This window comes from Myroides sp. LJL116 (genome assembly GCF_054871685.1).
Genome location: NZ_JBTXLR010000017.1, coordinates 41,090 through 63,576 on the forward strand (window position 1 = coordinate 41,090; position 22,487 = coordinate 63,576).

The 22,487-nt window shown below is 32.0% G+C and carries 22 protein-coding genes and 1 tRNA gene; 9 read left to right on the top strand and 14 right to left on the bottom strand.

Annotated elements, in window-relative coordinates; all coding sequences use genetic code 11:
- Positions 1-66: 66 nt before the first annotated feature.
- The 6 genes from ACYSNM_RS11685 to ACYSNM_RS11710 all read right to left on the bottom strand — a co-directional run bounded on the left by ACYSNM_RS11685 (position 67) and on the right by ACYSNM_RS11710 (position 6,836).
- On the bottom strand, positions 67-1,050 hold the full coding sequence (locus ACYSNM_RS11685) for a UDP-glucuronic acid decarboxylase family protein (protein ID WP_461757078.1): 984 nt from the start codon (positions 1,048-1,050) through the stop codon (positions 67-69).
- Between the two features lie 212 nt (positions 1,051-1,262).
- Positions 1,263-2,048, bottom strand: coding sequence for a dTDP-4-dehydrorhamnose reductase (gene rfbD, locus ACYSNM_RS11690; RefSeq protein WP_461757079.1), 786 nt, complete (start codon positions 2,046-2,048; stop codon positions 1,263-1,265).
- Complete coding sequence (gene rfbC / locus ACYSNM_RS11695; protein WP_461757080.1) at positions 2,042-2,593, bottom strand: dTDP-4-dehydrorhamnose 3,5-epimerase; 552 nt, start codon at positions 2,591-2,593, stop codon at positions 2,042-2,044. The genes rfbD and rfbC overlap by 7 nt, the downstream gene beginning before the upstream one ends.
- Positions 2,594-2,746: 153 nt before the next feature.
- Entirely contained in the window at positions 2,747-4,426 is a 1,680-nt protein-coding gene (locus tag ACYSNM_RS11700; protein WP_461757081.1) for a DUF6909 family protein, read from the bottom strand.
- Between the two features lie 29 nt (positions 4,427-4,455).
- Complete coding sequence (locus tag ACYSNM_RS11705) at positions 4,456-5,943, bottom strand: GH3 auxin-responsive promoter family protein (RefSeq protein WP_461757082.1); 1,488 nt, start codon at positions 5,941-5,943, stop codon at positions 4,456-4,458.
- A 5-nt stretch (positions 5,944-5,948) separates the two neighbouring features.
- Entirely contained in the window at positions 5,949-6,836 is an 888-nt protein-coding gene (locus ACYSNM_RS11710; protein WP_461757083.1) for a M23 family metallopeptidase, read from the bottom strand.
- Between the two features lie 190 nt (positions 6,837-7,026).
- On the opposite strand from ACYSNM_RS11710, the gene ACYSNM_RS11715 reads away from it, so the two are divergent.
- A complete protein-coding gene (locus tag ACYSNM_RS11715; protein ID WP_461757084.1) occupies positions 7,027-7,242 on the top strand; it encodes a twin-arginine translocase TatA/TatE family subunit in 216 nt (71 codons plus the stop codon).
- Between the two features lie 103 nt (positions 7,243-7,345).
- Here the strand turns inward: ACYSNM_RS11715 and ACYSNM_RS11720 are convergent, their stop codons facing one another.
- A complete protein-coding gene (locus ACYSNM_RS11720; RefSeq protein ID WP_461757085.1) occupies positions 7,346-9,469 on the bottom strand; it encodes a Tex family protein in 2,124 nt (707 codons plus the stop codon).
- 56 nt (positions 9,470-9,525) lie between these two features.
- On the opposite strand from ACYSNM_RS11720, the gene ACYSNM_RS11725 reads away from it, so the two are divergent.
- Positions 9,526-9,792, top strand: a complete 267-nt coding sequence (locus ACYSNM_RS11725) for a DUF1294 domain-containing protein (RefSeq protein WP_461757086.1) — start codon at positions 9,526-9,528, stop codon at positions 9,790-9,792.
- Positions 9,793-9,852: 60 nt separating this feature from the next.
- Here ACYSNM_RS11725 and rpiB read toward each other — a convergent pair whose 3' ends face one another.
- The 3 genes from rpiB to ACYSNM_RS11740 form a co-directional block, all read right to left on the bottom strand.
- Entirely contained in the window at positions 9,853-10,284 is a 432-nt protein-coding gene (rpiB, locus tag ACYSNM_RS11730; protein WP_461757087.1) for a ribose 5-phosphate isomerase B, read from the bottom strand.
- Between the two features lie 51 nt (positions 10,285-10,335).
- Positions 10,336-11,949, bottom strand: coding sequence for an AMP-binding protein (locus tag ACYSNM_RS11735; RefSeq protein WP_461757088.1), 1,614 nt, complete (start codon positions 11,947-11,949; stop codon positions 10,336-10,338).
- Between the two features lie 182 nt (positions 11,950-12,131).
- Entirely contained in the window at positions 12,132-13,028 is an 897-nt protein-coding gene (locus ACYSNM_RS11740; RefSeq protein WP_461757089.1) for a 3-hydroxyacyl-CoA dehydrogenase, read from the bottom strand.
- Positions 13,029-13,395: 367 nt separating this feature from the next.
- On the opposite strand from ACYSNM_RS11740, the gene rnr reads away from it, so the two are divergent.
- From rnr to ACYSNM_RS11755, 3 genes are all read left to right on the top strand, one after another.
- On the top strand, positions 13,396-15,570 hold the full coding sequence (gene rnr / locus ACYSNM_RS11745; RefSeq protein WP_461753339.1) for a ribonuclease R: 2,175 nt from the start codon (positions 13,396-13,398) through the stop codon (positions 15,568-15,570).
- A 2-nt stretch (positions 15,571-15,572) separates the two neighbouring features.
- Positions 15,573-16,250: a head GIN domain-containing protein gene (locus tag ACYSNM_RS11750; protein ID WP_461757090.1), complete on the top strand. Its 678-nt coding sequence runs from the start codon at positions 15,573-15,575 to the stop codon at positions 16,248-16,250.
- A gap of 89 nt (positions 16,251-16,339) precedes the next feature.
- On the top strand, positions 16,340-17,017 hold the full coding sequence (locus ACYSNM_RS11755) for a LysE family translocator (protein WP_461757091.1): 678 nt from the start codon (positions 16,340-16,342) through the stop codon (positions 17,015-17,017).
- A gap of 105 nt (positions 17,018-17,122) precedes the next feature.
- Here ACYSNM_RS11755 and ACYSNM_RS11760 read toward each other — a convergent pair.
- Together ACYSNM_RS11760 and folB are read right to left on the bottom strand one after the other, a co-directional pair.
- Positions 17,123-17,196 (bottom strand) — tRNA-Cys (locus tag ACYSNM_RS11760).
- Between the two features lie 87 nt (positions 17,197-17,283).
- The gene (gene folB / locus ACYSNM_RS11765) at positions 17,284-17,640 is read right to left on the bottom strand and encodes a dihydroneopterin aldolase (RefSeq protein WP_461753336.1); all 357 of its coding nucleotides are present in this window, start codon (positions 17,638-17,640) and stop codon (positions 17,284-17,286) included.
- A gap of 132 nt (positions 17,641-17,772) precedes the next feature.
- On the opposite strand from folB, the gene ACYSNM_RS11770 reads away from it, so the two are divergent.
- From ACYSNM_RS11770 to ACYSNM_RS11785, 4 genes are all read left to right on the top strand, one after another.
- Positions 17,773-19,455, top strand: a complete 1,683-nt coding sequence (locus tag ACYSNM_RS11770) for a glutamine--tRNA ligase/YqeY domain fusion protein (protein ID WP_461757092.1) — start codon at positions 17,773-17,775, stop codon at positions 19,453-19,455.
- Positions 19,456-19,566: 111 nt separating this feature from the next.
- Entirely contained in the window at positions 19,567-19,908 is a 342-nt protein-coding gene (locus ACYSNM_RS11775; protein WP_461757093.1) for a YtxH domain-containing protein, read from the top strand.
- Positions 19,909-19,923: 15 nt separating this feature from the next.
- Entirely contained in the window at positions 19,924-20,274 is a 351-nt protein-coding gene (locus ACYSNM_RS11780; protein WP_461757094.1) for a phage holin family protein, read from the top strand.
- 12 nt (positions 20,275-20,286) lie between these two features.
- Complete coding sequence (locus ACYSNM_RS11785) at positions 20,287-20,538, top strand: DUF6327 family protein (protein ID WP_461753332.1); 252 nt, start codon at positions 20,287-20,289, stop codon at positions 20,536-20,538.
- 82 nt (positions 20,539-20,620) lie between these two features.
- On the opposite strand, the gene ACYSNM_RS11790 is transcribed toward ACYSNM_RS11785, so the two are convergent.
- Both ACYSNM_RS11790 and ACYSNM_RS11795 read right to left on the bottom strand, forming a co-directional pair.
- Positions 20,621-21,592 carry an SPFH domain-containing protein gene (locus ACYSNM_RS11790; RefSeq protein ID WP_461757095.1) on the bottom strand — a complete coding sequence of 324 codons (972 nt, stop codon included), beginning with the start codon at positions 21,590-21,592 and terminating at the stop codon, positions 20,621-20,623.
- A 104-nt stretch (positions 21,593-21,696) separates the two neighbouring features.
- Positions 21,697-22,230 (bottom strand): hypothetical protein, encoded by a 534-nt coding sequence (locus ACYSNM_RS11795; protein ID WP_461757096.1) that lies wholly within the window; start codon positions 22,228-22,230, stop codon positions 21,697-21,699.
- Positions 22,231-22,487: the final 257 nt, after the last annotated feature.

Here is a 22,487-nt window from a genome sequence, read left to right on the forward strand (position 1 = left end):
TTTATATAAATCTACCCTTTGCTCTAAGACAAAAGGCAATATATCTTTTATACGCTTACTTTAAAATTAGCGGATATAATTACTAAAATCCTTATGTTCTTGTTTTAATAAATCTTCTTTTGAAAACTGCTTAAAATATTCATACGTTAGTTGCATACCCGTTTTTCTATCTACTTTTGGCTCCCACCCTAGAATTTGTTGAGCTCTAGTGATATCTGGACATCTTTGCATTGGATCATTAAGAGGTAAATCTTTAAACACAATACTTTGTTTACTGCTTGTTAAGGCGATTATTTCTTTTGCGAAATCTAGGATAGAAATTTCTTCTGGATTTCCAATATTCACTGGTAATGAATAATCACTTAGTAAAAGTCGATAAATTCCCTGTACTTGGTCATCTACATAGCAAAAAGACCTTGTTTGTAAACCTTCTCCAAAAACAGTTAAATCTTCTCCTCTTAGAGCCTGTCCTATAAAAGCAGGTATTACCCTACCATCATTTAATCTCATTCTAGGTCCATAGGTATTGAAAATACGTGCTATTCTAACCTCTACACCATGAAAGGTATGATAAGCCATTGTAATGGACTCTTGGAAGCGCTTAGCTTCATCATATACACCTCGAGGACCAATGGTATTTACATTCCCATAATAATCTTCATTTTGCGGATGAACCAAAGGGTCTCCATATACCTCAGAGGTAGAAGCAATCAACATCCTAGCTTTCTTTTTTCTAGCTAGTCCTAATAAATTATGGGTACCCAAAGAACCAACTTTTAAAGTTTGAATGGGAATTTTCAAATAATCAATAGGACTTGCAGGAGAGGCAAAATGTAAAATATAATCCAAATCTCCTTGAATATCTACATATTTGGTAATATCGTGATGGTGAAACTCAAAATTACTTTTGTCGGATAAATGCTCAATATTTCGCATATCACCTGTAATCAAGTTATCCATAGCGATTACATGGTAACCAAGAGTTATAAAGTGATCACATAAATGCGATCCTAAAAAACCTGCAGCTCCAGTTATAAGTATGCGTTTCATTTAAATTTAGGTATATATTTATTAATTAAGTCGATTTATTAAACAATGTAGGATAAGACGTTTTACTCTTACATAGAATTTTATCCAAACAAGCAACGGTAAAATTACTAATAATAAATTGTAAATCGAATTTTTTCATAGGGTCTCTACCCTACTTCCTTATTGCTAAGAGTACTTTAATGAAGCAAATTCTATCTAAAGCGTTTTTTATACTAGTCAATTGGTGTAGTAGCTAAAGCGCTATAACTTGGTCTATGAGCTAGACTATTAAAATCCTTCGAACTAATAGGTAGAACTTCTATATCTATACTATTTTGCTCAAAAATATCTTTTGCAAACTCAAACCAAGTGCAAACCTTATTACCTGCAAAATGATATAAACCATACTTGGCTTTGGATTGTATAATTTCCATCAAATAATAACACAGTTCTACTGCATTGGTAGGAGTACCAATTTGGTCATTGACAACTTGTATAGAACTTTTAGTTTTTGCCAAATGCAGCATAGTCTTTTTAAAATTATGTCCAAAGTCCGAATAAAGCCAAGAGGTTCTAACGATATAGTATCTCTTACACTCTTTCTGAATACCGCATTCTCCTTGGAGTTTTGAACTTCCATATACATTTATGGGATTAGCTATATCTTGGGTAGTATAAGGAATTTTCTTTTTACCATCAAACACAAAATCAGTAGACAGATGAATAAAGGTTATTCCAAACTTATGTGCACACTTGGCTATATTTTGCACAGCAATACTATTGATTTGAAAAGCGCGAGCTGTCTCCACCTCAGCTTTATCTACCTGTGTATATGCAGCTAAATTGATACAATAATCCCATTTGTCTTTGCCTAATACCTCTTCTACCTTATTAAAACAGGTAATATCAAGAGAACTGGAATCAAAAAAAGAAAATTCTATATTATTAAATTCATGAGCTATACTTTGTAAGACTTGGCCTACTTGACCATTTGCTCCTGTTACTAGAATTTTTACCATATGCTCTGATGGTTTTTAAAAGTATTCAGCTCTAAATCTTTTGGTGATAGTACAACCTTGTCTAAGTCTACTCCCCAATCAATATCTAAATCTTTATCGTTGTAAATAATCCCTGCTTCAGAATCTATATTATAGTAGTTATCACATTTATATGCGAAAATAGCCGTTTCACTTAATACCAAAAAACCATGTGCACAACCTCTTGGTATAAAAACTTGTTGATGCTTTTGATCATCTAATACAATCTTTACATGCTGCCCATAAGTTGGCGAATCATGTCTTAGATCAACAACTACATCCAATATTTCCCCTTGAATTGCCCTTACTAACTTTGCTTGTTGAAACTCCTTTGTTTGATAATGAAGCCCTCTAAGAGTGCCTTTTCTTGAAAAGGACTGATTGTCTTGGACAAAGTTTACATCTAATTCTGTCAGTGCTTTAAAATTCTTTTCATTAAAGCTTTCCATAAAGTAACCACGGTGGTCAGAAAAAATCCTAGGTGTAAGGATTAAAACCCCAGGAATTGCAGTGGTAGATATCTCCATACTCACATTGTATTATTTTAGCTCCATTTATATTTCTCCTTGATTATACTACAACAAGAAGTATGCAAATTATAAAAAAAGCCCCACTACTTAAGACATGGGGCTTTTATCATGATAAACCATCTTTTACATTTCAATGGTTTTATATTAAAACTACTTAGACAAAAATATTTGTTCTAAGATTTTTATAGTAATTAAATAAGTAGGTTTAACCCCTGTGCTTCCTAAACCTCCAGAGGCTAAAGTACTTCCTGTTTCTAAAGGATTATCAGAAGCATAATAAGCATACCTTACTTTAACATCAGGATTTATACTCTTTCTAATTTTAGATGCCGATTGAATTGCTTTTTGGTAATGTGCTCCTTCCATTTCAAGTCCAATAACTCCCCATGTAGAATCATGGAAAAACTTCAGTAAATCCTTATTCTGTAAAGAAGTACCTAAAACAGTTACCATCGTACCACCAAATACTGGGATATCGTCGTTTTCAAACATCTCTACGCTTAGTTCATTATCAAACGGATAATTATCTCCTGTCCCTTCATTAATATGTGCAAAAGGTATCATAATGTCTCCTTTACCTCCTACTAGAATTCCTGCTTTACCCATAATGGAAACAGATTCTACATTCAATAAGGTTTGTTTTTGATAAGGTTTCAATAGCTCATCAATTGTTTCATAGGCTTGCTCTCCAAAAGCATAATCCATAACAATTATTACTGGGAAGTCTTTTGTAAGTTTGGTATCCTTGAAGTTTGTATCCTTAAAGTCAATTTTTTGTGTATCAAAAATTTGTACGTCTATATTAGTACCACTTTGATCCTCTAGGAAAATCATTCCTTCCTTTTTTGCTTTAAGACGTACAGCATCTCTTAACTCCCAATTTTCTCCTTTACTTAATTCTTCATAAATCTGTAGTTCATCCTTTAAGCCAGTAGCTTTCTTAACTACAGATGGTGCGAAAATCGAATTCATAACACTGTGCATATTGGCACTAATAATATGAATAGGACGGTGTAATAAATTATTTTTCTTTAATACATCTTTGATACGATCTGACCAAATCTCTCCATAAATATGGTGTCCTAATCGTTCTCTTAATAAAGGACTAAAAGTAATAGTTCGTTTTTGGTTCTCTAAATCCTCTTCAATAGCAAACTTCCCTAACCAATAGATCACATCTAAGAAGCGGTCTGGATTGGTAGGTGTAGCAAACTTTTGATAGATATCTAATACCTCAGAAAAAGATCGTCCAAGTACATTAGATAAATGGGACATTACTACTTCTTTTTCTACTTGCTCTAAAGGTTCTTCCCTATTTGCAGCAAGTTCGATTTTTTTCCAATCTCTGGAAAAACTCCCGTCATCACTAATTAAAACTCTGTCTTTTATTTTATGAGATTCAATGAATATAAAAGTCAAATGTGTTAAAACATCATATATATCACTTCTACCTCTAGTAATCTCAATATTCATCTGCTCTTCATCTATTCTATAGCAGTTTCTTCTACGCTTAGGAGGAACAATCGCTTGGAAGTGAGAATTAGAATAACCTTCATCTGAAGTTAGATTAATAAAACGGCATTCTTCAATTCCTATAGGTAAACGTTCAATAACATATAATAGTCCATTTAACTCTACCTTTTCACCACCTATTGTACCGTAAATCTCAGGACTAAGCTCCAATAAAGCTTCTCTTAAAGTATCCCCAGAAACTCCCATGGGCTTGTAAAATCCACGGTTGAATAAATGGCGCATTGTAATATACATTCGCTCAATAGCCGCAGAGGACATTTGAGCTCTTGTTCTTGTTATATTTTTAGATTCATTCATATTTTATACTTTTTGGGTTGTAAACAATATTATATTGTTTGAAGATTATCAGCAATTTTTCTGTCATTGCTAAGACGTGGTAATTTATTTTGTCCCCCTAGTTTTCCAATACTTTTCATATAGTCTTGAAAACCATGATTAGCAACTTTACTAATCACTAAGGTTCTTAATACTTTACCTTGGATTAAATCCTTATAGTAACTATTTTGACCTTGTAAAGCCTTGTCAATATCTTTGGCAAACTTTTCTAAATCCTTTGGTTCCTGCTCAAACTCAATAAACCATTCATGGTAAGGTAATCCTTCTTGAGGTTCCACCATCGGACAAACTGTGAATTCATTAATTTTTATATCTGTATTCTGCATCGCAGTAGCCAAAGCTGTTTCCACTTCTTTTGCTATAACGTGCTCTCCAAAGGCAGAGATAAAATGTTTTATACGTCCTGTTACGATAATACGATGAGGTTTAAGACTTACAAATTCAACAGTGTCTCCAATATTATAGGCCCATAGACCTGCATTAGTTGAAATTATCATTACATAATTCACTCCTAACTCAACTTCTCTAATTGTGTATCGTGGCGGGTTTGGTAAGTCAAATTCGGTAGTTTTCACAAATTCATAAAAAATACCTGAATTTAAAAGTAACAGTAATCCCTCCTGTTTTTGAGAATCTTGATAAGCAAAGAAACCTTCAGAAGCAGGAAATAATTCAATGGAATCAACCTTTCTGCCAATTAACTGCTCAAACTTAGCTTTATAGGGCTGGTAATTTACACCTCCATAAATAAAAAGCTTAAAGTTCTTGAAAATATCCCCAACCGCTTTATGGTTTTTTTCTACTAACCTTTCAAAATACATTTGAACCCAACTTGGAATTCCTGAAATTACAGTTAGATCCTCCTTTTGGGTTTCCTCCACAATAGCATCTACTTTTCGTTCCCAATCTTCTATACAATTAGTCTTTAAACTAGGAAGTCTGTTTTTCTGTAAATAGCTAGGTACATAATGAGCAACAATCCCGGATAATCGTCCTATTTGTATACCATTGATTGCTTCTAACACTGGACTCCCTTGTAAAAAAATCATTTTTCCATCTACAAAATCAGCTTTACCAGTTTCTACAATATACGATAAAATTGCATTACGAGCAGCTGTTATATGATATGGCATAGATTCCTTTGTTAAAGGAATGTACTTAGTCCCTGAAGTAGTTCCAGATGTTTTGGCAAAATAGATAGGTTTACCTTTCCACAAAACGTTAGGCTCCCCTTCTACTACTCTATCCATATATGGTCTTAATTCCTCATAGTCTCGGATAGGAACTTGCTTTACAAAATCTAAATGAGATCTTATTTCTCCAAAATGGTGATCTCTTCCAAATTCCGTATCTTTTGCTTGGCTTAACAAAGATTGAAAAACCTTTTCTTGGGTTTCTACAGGTTTATTAACCCATTTTTGTCTATTTTTAATAATAATAGATGCAAAAATTTTTGCTGCGAATGATTTAATTGACATAATTGTTAATCTAAGTCTATAAATAAGGAAGGGTCTAAAGGAAAACTATCCTTCCATAGTTCAAAATTAAAAAAGGAAATATTGTTATTATTAACATCGATTGCATCGTGTTCTTGTACATCAAAAAGCCCTAAGACTTCTCCTGATTCTACTGTATCATATTCATCTTTTATCAAACTTGTAAGATGCTTATATACTGAAACGATACCGTCTTTATGTAAAACAGCAATCATATAACCGTCCTTTATATTCCACTGGGATAATAATACTGTTCCCTTTGCAATAGATTTAATTGGGGTAGTTCCAGTTAAAATAAAATCTACACCGTAGGAAGAAGAGGCTGGATCAAATTTTTTAACCACCTCAGCATCTACTGGAGAGAACAAAACCTCACTAACCTTTGGAGCAGCCTCAGGAAACAAATTATATTTATCTTCTAAATGCACTAGCTCTCTTAATTTCTTATCGTTTTCACTTGGCCCTTTATGTTCTAAGGTTTGAGTTGGATTTGCCGTTATCATTAAAGAATCTATACTCTCAGAGGTTATTTCCACATCTCCTTTTAAAACTTGGGTGATACCATGAATAAACAAAGAGTTCCTTCTAGCTTCTGCCTCTAAAGAATCCACTTTTAAAGTAAGCTGAATCGTCTTTTGTTTTAAGTCAGAAGAAGAATATCCTGGAATATATTCCTTAACCGGAGTAAGAACTAATAGAAGAACAGTGGATAAAATCATTACAAAAACAAGGGTAGTAATCCCCATCCACACATTTAAAATATTCAATTTAAAAGATTTAACATCTTCAAATGTGCGATCATTGACTATAACTATTCGATACTTATCCAAAAGCTTAGTCTTCCACCTTTTAGGCCCAGTCCCTGTACTTGACATATGTTATTTTTTAATAAACAAATATAATAATTCTAATACTTATGTAGCTAAATATAGCCCTTTATTATTCAATAAATGCATTGTAAGGGCCATCTAGTTTTCTTAAATGTTTAATAATTTTTACTATAAAGAATTGATTTCCATTTTTCTTACTATATTTGTATAACATAATGTTTCAAATAAATTTAAAATGAACTCATTACAGGTATTTTTAGGAGTAGTAGGTCCTTGGCAAATTATTGTTATTGTAGCAATAATTCTTTTATTATTCGGAGGTAAGAAAATTCCAGAATTAATGAAAGGTTTAGGTAGCGGAATAAAAGAATTTAAAGATGCTACAAAAGAGGACACTTCACAAACCTCTTCTAAACAAAGCAATCAAAACGATACTACTAAGTCAGAATAATAGTTTATTCTGAACCACAGGTCATAACACGCGCTAAATAAGTTATTTAGCGCTTTTTTTATTTCTAGGATTTATAAATAATAAACCCTAGAAATGTATATTTTTAAAAAATCAATGTAAGTTGAATTCTCTTTTTGGCAACATCTACATCGGTAACTTTCACCATTAAGTGTTGATGAAGTTTGACTACTTGATTCACATCACTTACAAAATCCTTTTGTAAAGCAGAGATATGGATTAACCCACTTTCTTTGATACCTAAATCAACAAAACAACCAAAATTAGTAATGTTGTTTACAATTCCAGGAAGAACTTGTCCGATTTTTAAGTCGGTTATCTGTTTCACACTTGGATCAAATTCAAATACTTTAGCAGGCTTTCTTGGATCTAGACCAGGTTTTTCTAACTCTTTAAGTATATCAATTAAAGTATGCTCTCCAATTTTATCTGAAATGTAACTTTTAATATTTATTTTATTGATCATTTCTTTGTTGGAAATTAGATCCTCTAAACTCACCTTAAGATCTTTAGCCATTTTTTTCACCACTGGATAGGATTCTGGATGAACTGCAGAATTATCTAATGGATTATCTCCTTGAGTAATGCGAATAAATGCAGCCGACTGCTCAAAGGCCTTTTGCCCAAATCTTGCTACTTTTTTTAATTCTTCCCTATTGGAAAAGCCTCCATTTTCCGAGCGATAATTAACAATATTCTTCGCCATCTTTGGTCCTATTCCTGATACATAAGACAATAAAGAAGTACTAGCAGTATTGACATTTACTCCTACAGAGTTTACACATCGCATCACTACATTATCCAATTCTTGTTTTAATAAAGTAGGATCTACATCATGCTGATACTGTCCAACACCAATACTTTTTGGATCTATTTTCACTAACTCTGCTAAAGGGTCAATAAGCCTTCTCCCAATAGATACTGCTCCTCTTACAGTAACATCGTAATTGGGAAATTCTTGTCTTGCAATTTTAGATGCAGAATAAACAGAAGCCCCTGCTTCATTTACAATGAATACTTGAACTGGTTTGTCAAAAGCAATTTTCTTTATAAAGAATTCAGTTTCCCTGGAAGCTGTTCCATTACCAATAGCTATAGCTTCAATTTGGTAAGAATTAACCATTGATCTAATCTTCTTCATAGCCATAGTAGTATCCTTTTGAGGAGCATGAGGAAAGATGGTTTCATTATACAACAGATTTCCTTGTTGATCCAAGCAAACCACTTTACATCCACTTTTGAATCCTGGATCAATAGCTAAGATGCGTTTGTGTCCTAAAGGAGATTGCAATAATAACTGGGATAGATTATCAGCAAAAACACCTATTGAGTTTAAATCAGCCTTTAATTTGGCTTGATTTAATGCCTCTGTACTCAGTGCAGGCTCCAACAATCTTTTGTAGCTATCTTCAATAGATTGCTGCACTATTTGTGCAGAATCTCCATCGTTTTTAAGGATGGTTTTCTCAATAAAATCTAAAGCTTCTTGTTTTTCAATAGTAGCATTAAATTTAATATACCCTTCTTTTTCAGCTCTTAGAATTGCCAATAATCGGTGAGAAGGAATTCTATGTAAAGGTTCATTCCAATCAAAGTATTGACTATATTTTTGAGCTTCTTCTAAATCGGCCTTTGCTTTAACTACTTTTGTTTGCACACTAGAATTACGTTCAAATTTTGAACGCAATACCTTTCTTACATACATATTTTCATTGATCCACTGTGCAATAATATCTTTGGCCCCATTTATTGCCATTTCTCTATCTACTACATTACCTTTTACAAATTTTTCGATAGTTTGAGATAAATTAGAGGCATTTTGAGCCATAATCATCTTTGCTAATGGCTCTAACCCATTTTCTTTAGCAATATCAGCTTTGGTCTTACGTGTCTTTTTAAAAGGAAGATAAATATCTTCAATTTCTAGTAAATCAAAACTCCCAAGGATTTTTTCTCTTAATTGGTCACTTAATTTTCCTTGTTCCTCTATAGCTAAAATAATAGCCTCTTTTCTCTTTACAATACCTTGGTATAATTGTTGGTACTTTGCTATTTTTTCAATTTCAACTTCATCTAAATTTCCTGTTCTATCCTTTCTATAACGAGCGATAAAAGGAATGGTACAAGATTCATTTAATAATTCAAGGGTATTTTCAATACTCTTAGTCGAAGCACTTACTATTTGCTGAATAAACTCGATAAGGGTCATAATAAATTATTTTTACAGTAGCTAAAATACTACCTTTGATCCAATAATTTTGGCTTATGAAATTTTTATTCATTTACTTATTCATTATAAACTACTTAGCCTTTACCATCTTTGCTCATGACAAAGAACAAGCGATAAAGAATAAAAGACGAGTAAAGGAAAAAAACCTACTTACTTTATGTTTTTTTGGAGGAAGTATTGGAGGCTATCTAGCAATGAAAAGGTTTAGACACAAAACTTCTAAAAGTAATTTTATGCTTAAATTTTATGGTCTTGCTCTATTTCAGGCTATACTTCTACTTATGATTTTGAAACGAGGATAAAAAAAAACGTTTGTATAAAAATTTATACAAACGCTTTCTTATTTAGTATTCTATTTAAGATTAGCAACAGCTAATTTTATTTACTCTTAATGCATGTCTACCATTTTCAAATTCTGTATTTAAAAAGGCTTCTACCATACAAACAGCTTGTTCTATAGAAGTAAAACGCGCAGGTATACTAATTACATTAGCATCGTTATGTAAACGTGCAAGCTCTGCAATTTCTTTTGTCCAACATAAAGCACAACGAACACCTTGGTGTTTGTTTGCTGTCATGGCAATTCCATTTCCGCTACCACATATTACAATACCAAAATCTACTTTGTTATCTTGAACATCTTGTGCAACTTTATGCCCAAAATCAGGGTAATCTACAGACTCAAAACTATCTGTTCCATAATTAACTACCTCATGTCCCTTAGATTCTAAAAACTCTACTATTGCCTTCTTATAAGCAGGACCAGCATGATCATTACCAATTGCTATTTTCATTGTTGTGTTGTGTTGTTATTTATAAACTACAAATTTAAAACAATTTTCTTTTTAAAGTTGCAATTCTTTGGTTGCAATCTCTCTCATTTCAACTTTTCTAACTTTTCCTGAAATAGTCATAGGAAATTCAGATACAAACTTCCAATATTTAGGGATGGTATAATGCGCAATTTTTTGATTACAATAATTTTGAAGGCTATTTGGTGTCTCTTGACATCCATTTTTTAAAATAACCCAAGCCATAATTTCTTCTCCAAATTTCTGACAAGGCACTCCAATTACTTGAACATCTTTAACACTTGGGTGAGTATATAAAAAATCTTCAATCCATTTTGGTGAAATATTCTCTCCTCCCCTAATGATTAAATCTTTTATTCGTCCTGTAATGGATATATATCCCTCTTGGTCCATGATGGCTAAATCTCCCGAATGCATCCAACCACTTTGGTCTAAAACTTCTTGGGTTTTTTCTGGATCATTCCAATATTTCAACATAACAGAATACCCTCTTGTACATAGTTCACCTGCTTGCCCACGTGGTACTATTTGTCCTGAAAGTGGATCTATAATTTTAATTTCTATATGATCTTGAACTGTACCAACTGTCGTGGTTTGTTTAACTATATCAATTCCGATTCTACTTTGAGTGGAAACTGGAGAAGTTTCTGTCATACCATAACAAATACTAACCTCTTCCATATTCATTTGCTCTTTAACCTTACGCATTACAGACTCTGGGCATAAAGATCCGGCCATTACTCCAGTACGCAAAGAACTTAAATCATAGTCTTGGAAATTAGGTAAATCAAGTTCAGCTATAAACATTGTTGGCACTCCATATAAAGAAGTACATTTTTGGTTCTGTACACACTCAAGAGTCAAACTTGGGTCAAATCCGTCGTTTGGAATCACTATGGTTGCTCCATGAGAAGTACAACATAAATTTCCAATTACCATTCCAAAACAATGATAAAAAGGAACAGGAATACACACCCTATCTTTATGGGTGTAATTTAAGCGTAAGCCTATAAAATACCCATTGTTTAAAATGTTGTGATGAGTTAAGGTAACTCCCTTAGGAAACCCAGTTGTTCCAGATGTATATTGGATATTTACAGGATCACCAAATTGTATACTATTTTCAACAATTTCTAATTCTAAATCACTAATCCTATTAGCATTGGCTAAAAGCTCTTGCCACTGTTCTCCTAAAAAAACCACTTTTTTCAAACTAGGTACATTATCCATTACCTGAGAAATAAGGCTTTTATAATCACTACTTTTAAAACGAACAGCTGATACTAATAAAGAAATACCGGATTGATTTATAGCAAATTCTAACTCAGAACTACGATAAGCAGGGTTAACCGTCACTAGAATAACCCCAATGCGAGCAGTAGCATATTGTAATAATACCCATTCATAACAATTGGGAGCCCATATACCTACCCTATCCCCTTTCTTAATTCCAGAGGCCAAAAGGCTCTTTGCTAAATCAGTGGTTTGCTGATAAAATTCACTATAAGTGGCATGATAATCTTGATAAACACTAATAATTGCAGGGTTATCCGGGAATTTATGAGTAATCCTTTTTAAATTTTGACCTATAGTTTCTCCTAACAATGGTGTTTGGGAAGCACCATGTACATAAGAAATGTTTTCCATATATAAATAATTTTGTTGGCAATTGCCAATTTACAAAAAATTATATAGTTGCCAATAGAAATTCGTTATATCTTACTATTTATCCATTCAAACACATAATCCACAACACTATAAGGTGGATTTTTATAAAAATCACAATATAAAACACTCGGTTTAATCTCTTTTTAAATCTAATTTAACTCTTATTTCAAAAAATCTTTATCTTTATAAGCAGGATTAGGATAGGAATAAAACCCTTGATTGGTACTCACACCCAATTTATTTTTATCAATAAATTCACTTTTCAAATATGCAATGGTTTTTATTGCCATTGGGTCCTTTGAGCTATCGGCTTTTATCTTATTTATATTATATACTGTGGTAATACCAACAATATCTAAAATTGCAAAAGGTCCCATTGGAGCTCCTGTTGCAATCATCCAAGTTTTATCTACCGTAGAATAATCCGTTATATCATTTACTACTAAATTAGTGGCTGCTTCTAAAAAAGGAACAAGCAAAGAATTTAGAATATAACCTGGTTGTTCTTTCTTTAAAGGTAAACCAACCATTCCAATTGATTCTGCAAAAGAAACAACTAAGTCAAATACTTCGGGATCAGTTTGATCACTCCCCATTATTTCAGCTGTATTATGTATCCAAATTTCATTAGCAAAATGTAAAGCTAAGAACTGCTTAGGACGTTTTGTTGCACTTGCTAACTTACTTGGTAATAGAGTAGAGGAGTTGGTAGCAAAAATTGTCTTTTCAGGAGCTACACTAGAGAGTTTATTATAAAATGCTATTTTAATTTTTGGATCTTCTGGTACTGCTTCAATCACTAAGTCTGCATTTTTTGTAGCCTCTGCCAAATCTGTATAATAAGATAAGTTTTGCTTAGCCTTTTGTAATTCTTCTGCACTAACTCCTAAAGTATCTTGATAAATACGCGCTAACTCTTCCCATTTTTTTCTAGCGTTTTCTAAAGCCTGCTCATTAATATCATAAAGAGAAACTTTATATCCTTTATATGCTGTTTGAAAAGCAATTTGAAAACCTAATACACCACTTCCAGCCACGCAAACATTTTCTATTGTCATAATTTTATGTTTTTTGAGTATAAATAACGGGTAGATATTTTATGGTTAATCTTTTAAGATTAAAGACAAAACTCTGTTAACTAATATACTAAAAAACAATAAGTATACCCAGAGAATTGTATTTTAATAAGTCAACATTCCCATTAAAGACCGGATACAAAAAAAATCTCACCCATTTTAAACTAATAGAGAAATTTCTTTTTTCGATTATTTTAATGTGCCTAAAATATATTTATAGAAAAGTATAATAAAAAAACATAATAAATTTATAATTTATCCGTATAATGTGTTTAAAACGCATTGTATTTTGTACATTTAAACTAAAATTTTCAGTACAAAGTACTGAAATGAAAAATAGAAGAAAAGAATGGCAAAAAATTTTAAAAATAAAAAGAAGAAAGACTCTGATTTATCTACTAAGATTCTCAAAGTTCTTTCTAAAAGCGCCAATAAGAGCTTAAATTATAAACAAATAGCAGCTAAATTAGAAATAACAGATACAGCTGGTCGCAATCAAATAATTCGCGATCTAAAATTCTTACATTCCAATCAAAAAATAGAAGAAACAGAACCAGGAAAATATAAATTTATTGGTCAATCTAATTATTACGAAGGACAAGTTGATATGACTGCGCGTAAGACAGGATATTTTGTTTGTGAGGATTTAGAAGAAGATGTATTTATCCCTAGTAATAATTTAAATAAGGCCTTACACGGAGATACCGTTAAGGTGTATATTTATAATAAACGCAGAGGTAAAAAACCTGAAGCCGAAGTTGTTGAAATTATAAAAAGAAATAAAACCCAATTTGTTGGGGTTATTGATATTCAGCCAAATTTTGCTTTTGTATCTACAGCTAATCCAAAAATGTATACGGATATTTTTATTCCGAAAGATAAAATAGGGGAGGCCCAAAATAAAGATGTTGTTTTAGTAGAATTAGAAGCTTGGCCAGAAAGAGCAGATAGTCCTTTTGGAAGAATCCTACGTATTTTAGGAAAACAAGGAGAACATAATACTGAAATTCATGCTATCCTAGCGGAATATGGTTTACCTGCAGAGTTCCCAGCAGAGGTAGAGGAGTTTACTCAAAAGATTGATACTAGTATTCAAGAAGAAGAGGTATTAAAAAGAAGGGATATGCGTGAGGTTCTAACCTTTACCATTGACCCTAAAGATGCTAAAGACTTTGATGATGCGTTATCTTTTGAAGAATTAGAAAATGGTAATTACCAAATAGGTATTCACATTGCCGATGTTTCTCATTATGTAAAAGAAGGAACAATCTTAGATCAAGAGGCTTATCAAAGAGCTACATCTATCTATTTGGTGGATAGGACAATTCCAATGTTACCCGAGGTACTATCTAATTTTGCATGTTCTTTACGTCCAAATGAAGATAAGTTTACCTTTTCTGCTGTTTTTGAATTAAATGACAAAGCACAAATTGTAGACAAATGGTTTGGAAGAACAGTGACTCACTCTAACTTTAGAATGGCCTATGAAGAAGCCCAGTATATCATAGATACACAAGACACTACTATTCCTAAAGAAATCTCTATTACAGAACAGGAACATACTGTGGCAGAACCTATCGCTAAGGCAGTACTTAAAATGAATGATTTAGCTAAGCAGCTAAGAGAGGTACGCATGAAAAACGGGGCAATTTCCTTTGACAAAATAGAAGTGAAATTTAACTTAGATAAAGATGGTGTTCCAATTGGAGTATATTTCAAAGAAGGAAAAGAAGCAAATCACTTAATTGAAGAGTTTATGCTACTTGCCAATAGAAAGGTTTCAGAATTTATTGGAAAGCAGAAAAAAACTTTTATCTATCGTATTCACGATGAACCAGATCAAGACAAACTATTTGCATTACAAAATGTTATCTCGAAATTTGGGTATAGTATCAATTTAAAATCTAAGCAAAGCATTTCGTCATCTTTGAATCAACTTTTAAAAGATGTAGATGGAAAACGCGAACAAAACTTAGTAGATACTCTAACTATTAGAAGTATGAGTAAAGCAAGCTATTCTACCAATAATATTGGACACTATGGTCTAGCTTTTGATTACTATTCTCACTTTACTTCTCCTATTAGAAGATATCCAGATGTGATGGCTCATCGTCTATTACAACATTATTTAGACAATGGAGCTTCAGTGAATCAAGAAGAATATGAACAAAAGTGTTCCCATACTTCTTCTATGGAAAACCTGGCAGCTTCAGCAGAAAGAGATAGTATTAAATACATGCAGGTAAAATACATGCAAGGCCAAGAAGATAAAGAGTTTTTGGGTGTAATTTCTGGAGTTACAGAATGGGGTATTTACGTAGAAATCCAAGAGAATAAATGCGAAGGTATGGTTCGTATTAGAGAAATAAAGGATGACTACTATGTATTTGATGAAAAGCAATATGCTTTAGTTGGTCAAAGTACTTCAAGCACACTTCAACTTGGTGATCAAGTAATTGTAAGTGTAAAGAACGCCGATTTAGTAAAAAAACAATTAGACTTTAACTATATTAAAAAAGCATAAAAATGATAAAAAAACTAGCCCTAATTCTAAGCTTGACAGTGATCAGCATAGGATTTTCACAAAATACAAAAGACGTTGGTACTTTTAATAAAGTAAGTGTATTTGATCAAATTAGAGTTACTTTAGTGGAATCTCCATCTGGATCAAATACTATTGAGATAAAAGGAAGCGATGCAGATAATGTAAATGTGATCAACAAAAATGGTCATCTAAAGATTAAAATGAACTTCGCTAATAGCTTTCAAGGTGATGACATCAAAGTAACATTATACCACAATGGTATCAATGAAATTAATGCTGGAGAAGGTTCAACTGTTCGTTCAAATGAAGTTCTAAGTTCAGTTGCAATGGATTTACAAGCTAAAACTGGTGCCTTAATTGATATTGAGGTACAAACAGACCGCTTAAATATTACAGCTGGTGCTGGCTCAGTTATCAAAGTAAATGGACATGCAAGTGTACAAAATATTGTTTCTAATTCTGGAGCAGATGTACAAAACAAAGATTTGCAAACTAAGCAAACTACAGTAACTGTAAATGCTGGTGGTAAGGCTAGTATTCAAGCAAGCGATTTAGTAGATGCAAAAACTAGAGCAGGAGGTAATATTTATATTTACGGTGATCCAAAAGTTATCAATCAGAAAAATATAGCTGGTGGAGTAATCAAAAAAGTTAAATAAGTGAATTATTACTTTTGAAATAAAAAATGTAAATTGCAAAAAAAAACAAATGCCAATTTTATAGAAATTGGCATTTTTAATTGAATACAATGTTAGACGACTTAATTACAGGTATTTCTCTAGGTTTTTTCTTGAGTTTTATGATCGGGCCTGTTTTTTTTATACTTATTGAAACTAGTATTACTAGAGGCTTTAAAGCAGCAATTACCTTTGACTTAGGGGTTATTATTGCAGATGCTATCTTTTTTTCCATCGCTTTTTTCAGCAGTTTTCGTCTTATTAATACCATTAAGGACGATCCTGCATTATTTATCTTTGGAGGTTTGATAATGCTTACTTATGGTGTAATAAGTTTTGTAAGATTAAAAAGAGTACAAGTAGATACTCTATTACTTACTGCTCCAAACCTTAGAAAAGATTACCTTAACCTCTTTGTAAAAGGTTTCTTATTAAACTTTATCAATGTAGGGGTACTTGGTTTTTGGTTAGCTATTATCATCACTTTGGGGCCTAAAATGGAAATGGATTCTAAGAGGATGTTTACTTTCTTTGGCTTTACTATTTTAGCTTATTTTATTACTGATATATTCAAAATTGCTTTAGCTAAACAATTAAGAAAGAAATTGACCCCACATAATATTTTAAAAATAAAGAAGATAAGTAGTCTGGTATTAATTATTTTCGGGTTAGTAATAATGCTTAAAAGTGTTATTCCAATAAATAAAAAAGAAACTATTTCTCTACCAATCATAGATACACAGAAATAATAAAAGGTCCTTTTTTTAGAAAAAAGGACCTTTTATTATTTTAAAAACCATGGATAGATTTACGATAAAACAAAAAAGCCTTAGTTTTCACTAAGGCTTTTTATTTGGAGGCATCGAGCGGATTCGAACCGCTGTAGACGGTTTTGCAGACCGCTTCCTAGCCACTCGGACACGATGCCATATCTCCGAATTGGAATGCAAACTTAGTGATTTTTTTTTAACTTCAAAACTATTGGAGCAAAAAAAAACCACTTTATTTACTGTTTTTATCTAAGTTCCTGCATCTCAACGGTTACCGATTCAACATCTCCTCCTACAGGTGGATTAATTTTTGAAACAGCTACATTTACTTGCTCAACCATTGGTATTTCTAGAAGAACCCTGTTAATTATCCTTTGACAAACGTTTTCTAATAATTTAGAGCGAATAGCCATTTCTTCTTTTACGATTCTATTCAAATGTACATAATCAATAGAGTCACAAAGCTCATCTGAAGCAGCTGCATTTCTAAAATTTCCTTTGGCTTGCAAATCAACGCGGTAATCTGAACCAATTTTAGCTTCTTCTTCCATACAACCATGAAAGGAGAAAACTCTAATATTATTTAACTTAATAATTCCCATTTAAAAAAACTTATTATTTAATAGCCCTAAAATTACAACATTTTTTTGCCTATTAAGAAATCATGAATACAAAATAACACATTTTGACTAGAAATTTGATACCTTTGTGTGTATATTTTATAAATTATATCCATGTCAACAAAAGAAAAATCATTAAACTTTATTGAGCAAATCATTGAAGAGGATATCAAAAATGGTATGCCAACTGAGAAACTTCATTTTCGTTTCCCGCCAGAACCTAATGGATATTTACATTTAGGCCACGCAAGTTCTATTTGTTTAAACTTTGGATTGGGATTAAAATACAATGCGCCTGTTAACTTGCGTTTTGATGATACTAACCCTTCCAAAGAAGAACAAGAATTTGTTGACGCAATTAAATATGATGTGCAATGGTTAGGATATAACTGGGCTAACGAAGTATATGCATCGGACTACTTCCAACAATTATATGATTGGGCTGTAGAGATGATCAAAGCGGATAAAGCTTATGTAGATAGTCAATCTTCTGAGGAGATGGCACAACAAAAAGGAACTCCAAGTACTCCAGGAACTAATAGTCCATATAGAAATCGTTCTATTGAAGAAAATTTAGATTTATTTCAAAGAATGAAAGATGGTGAGTTTGATGAAGGAACTCATATTTTACGTGCTAAAATAGATATGACTCATACCAATATGCTAATGCGTGATCCTATTATGTATAGAATCATGAAAAAGCATCACCATAGAACTGCTAACGATTGGTGTATTTACCCAATGTATGACTGGGCACATGGAGAAAGTGATTACTTAGAAAGTATTTCACACTCATTTTGTACTTTAGAATTCTTGCCACACCGTGAATTATATGAATGGTTTTTAGATCAGGTTGTAGACCCTAATAAAATTAGACCAAAACAAAGAGAGTTTGCACGTCGTAACTTATCTCATACCGTTGTAAGTAAGAGAAAATTAGCACGCCTTGTTAGCGAAGGACATGTTACAGGTTGGGATGATCCACGAATGTCTACTATTTCTGGTTTAAGAAGAAGAGGATATACTCCTGAATCTATCCGAAATTATGCAGACACTATCGGAATTGCTAAAAGAGATAACCTTATTGATGTTTCTTTATTGGAGTTTTGTGTTCGTGAGGATTTGAACAAAAAAGCACCAAGAGTTATGGCTGTTTTAGATCCTGTAAAACTAGTTATTACTAATTACCCAGAGGGTCAAAAAGAATGGCTAGAGGCAGAGAATAATCCTGAAGAAGAAACAATGACTTATAGAGAAGTTCCTTTCTCTAGAGAGTTATATATTGAACGAGATGACTTTAAAGAAGAAGCTAATAGTAAATTCTTCCGATTAACTTTAGGAAAAGAAGTACGTCTTAAAAATGCTTATATCATCAAAGGTGAAAGCGTAGTAAAAGATGAACAAGGAAATATAGTAGAAATCCATGTAACGTACGATCCATTAAGTAAAAGTGGTAGCGGAACAGAGGAGAGTAAACGTAAAGTAAAAGGAACTATTCACTGGGTTTCTATCCCGGATGCTATTGAAGCAGAAATTCGCATTTACGACCGTTTATTTGTAGATGAGAATCCAGACGGAAATAAGGAAATAGATTTCTTAGAATTTATTAATCCAAATTCTCTACAAGTCGTAAAAGGATACTTAGAACCAAGCTTAGCAAATGCTAAAGAAGGGGATAAATTCCAGTTCCAACGTTTAGGATATTTTTGTGTAGATAAAGATAGTTCACAAAATAATATCGTTTTTAACAAAACAGTTGGACTAAGAGATACGTGGGCAAAAGTTGATCAAAAATAATTAGCTTTTTTACTAAACGATAAAATAAAACAAATCGCTTTAACTTTTTTTTAACAGTTAAGGCGTTTGTTTTTTTATAACTTAGAGTAATTAATTTAAAAAACTATTGTTATGTCAGATCGTTTAGGAAGCACTTTAATTGCTGTTATTGCAGGAGCTGTAGTAGGAGCAGGGTTAGGAGTATTATTTGCTCCAGAAGAAGGAAGAAAAACTAGAAGAAAAATTCAAAAATCATTCGATTCATCTAAAGAAGAATTCGAGGATAAAATTGATGAACTTAAAAAACAAGTTAGAAGCGTTGTAGAGCGTAAAAAAAATGACTTCGAAGGAAATTTTGATGAATTTATTTCTACTACAGGTAAGAAAAGAGATGAAGTAATTTCTGCTTTAGAAAAGAAATTAGCTGAATTGAAAAAAGAAACTCATCACGTAGCAGAACAAATTAAGAAATAAAACAAAAAAATAACAATGGCATTTAAAGATATCAAGAATGAAATAGGAGAAATTAAAACAAATTCGGAGGAATTTGTTACCTCCAGTTTAAACTACTATCGTTTATGGGGCTTCAAGGTGAGCGCTAAAGCTGGAAGTATTTTTATGACAATAATTCTTCTATGTCTATTTTTAATGATGGCCATGTTATTCTTATCTCTTTTTGCTGCATTCGCTATTGGAGAGAGTATGCAACATAGACCTTTAGGTTTTTTAATTGTAGGTGGCTTTTATTTGTTGCTTACTCTGTTGGCTTATCTACTTAGAAAAAGAATAGTAGAGAAACCTTTACTTAAAAAGCTATCTGAAATAATGCTTCAAGATTAAAACACATTGGCTATGATAAAAAAATCCTACTCCTCAATAGAGGATATAAATAAAGACTTAAATATTCTACGTATAAAGAGAGAATTACATTATCAAAAAATATTTCAATCTGTAGACATTATTAAAGAAGAATTAACGCCTGATCAATTATTAAAAAGCTCAGTTGGCTCAATGGTCACTTATGTAAAATCTTCTGGAAGTTTTCAAGCATTTATTATTACAACGATCTTAAAACAAATTTTAAATCGTAGAAAAAACAAATAACTTAGTGATAAGTATAAAAAAAGGATACCACTTACTGTGGTATCCTTTTTTTGTGTATTTAAAAGCCTATATAAGCAACTTTTTAATCTAAGTCATCTATTTGCTCATAGTTTTTATTTGAACGCTTAAAAGCCTTTGAATTATCTTCTTTCTGATTTTCATTCATATCCTGTAATGCTTTCCCACTTGCTGCGAAAGAAGCAACCATATTAGTTAACATATCAGAGGCTACCGTAGGTGAGTTCGGTAATAAGATTAAGTTACTACGAGTATCTGATCCTACACTTTGCAAAGTATCATAATGTTGTGTCACTACAATTAAAGCAGAAGCTTCTTGTGAATTAATACCTACTTTATTTAGAGTGTCTACACTTTCTACTAAACCATTAGCTATTTCTCTACGTTGATCAGCAATACCTTGTCCTTGTAAACGTTTAGATTCTGCTTCTGCTTTAGCTTTTGCAACAATTCTAATTCTACTAGCTTCAGCCTCGTATTCTGCTGCAACTTTTTCACGATCGGCAGCGTTTATACGGTTCATGGCATTTTTCACTTGAATATCTGGATCAATGTCTGTTATTAAAGTATTAATAATGTCATAACCATAAGTAGTCATTGCTTCATTTAATTCTGCTTTTACAGCAATAGCAATATCATCCTTTCTTTCAAATACATGGTCTAAAATCAATTTTGGTACCTCGGCGCGTACCACATCAAAAACATAAGAGGTTATTTGATCATGTGGATACTCTAACTTATAAAAAGCTTCATAAACTTTCTCTGGAATAACTTTAAATTGTACGGATACTTTTAACTTAACGAAAACATTATCCTTTGTTTTTGTTTCAATTAAAACATCCAATTGCTGAATTCTTAAATTCAAAACACCTGCCACGCGATCCACTAAGGGAATCTTCAATTGTAATCCAGAATGTCTAATACTATTAAATTTACCGAATCTCTCTACTATAACAGCAGATTGTTGTTTAACGGTAAATAAGCCTAAAAATATCAGAACGACAATTACGAAAATGATAAATCCTGTTTGAAACATACTTTTTTTATTTAAATATAGTGATTTTAATTTAGGTTAAATCTATATTATATAGATAAATCAACTACAAATTCATTTTTTAACAATTAGAGTAATAATAATGGTTATTTTTTTAAAATAATATTGACAAATAGAAGATCTAATGCATCTTCTTCCAAAGCATCTATCTCCGGAAAATATTCTTTTATCAAAGGAAGTAAAGATTTTACAGGTACTGCCAGCTCTAAAGTTGTCGCATTCTTATTTAATAAGATTGGAGTAAAAGTTTTACCATCCTCTAGAGTAAAACTAAGACGAAGTAAAATATGACTCCATGAAAATGGTATATCTAGAGCTTTACACCCCTGTTCAAAATGGCTAAAAGTTCCAGTTAAATCATTTTTTAATTCTAAAACATCCGCAGAACAATTAGGTAAAACAGGATAATCCATAGTAAAAATTGGCTTACCTATAAGTGGTTTAACCTCTACAACAGAAGGATTCCATTTGCCTATTAAATCTTTCTTTACAAAGTTTTCCCATTGTTCGGTAGCTCTATCTCCAATGGAATTGTCATTATGGGTACAACTACCTAAGGCTAAAAGAGCTACAAGTAGTAAAATTGGAAGAATACGAGTGATTATTTTTTCTGATTTCATAATAATAGTTTATATAAAATTAAGAAAAAATTAAGTGATTTTCCAATTATTTAAGCTTAAGAACTATATTAAAAAATCATTGCAAAAAAAAAAAGAGTCGAAATATTTTCGACTCTTTTTATATTTAGATTGTCACGTCCTAGTATAACGATACAACAAAAGTAATCGTTATGGCAAACCCTTATGTAAAGCGTACTCAAAAAGATTATACGCTAAGTTTCAAATTTCAAGTTGTTCAGGAAATTGAGCAAGGACAA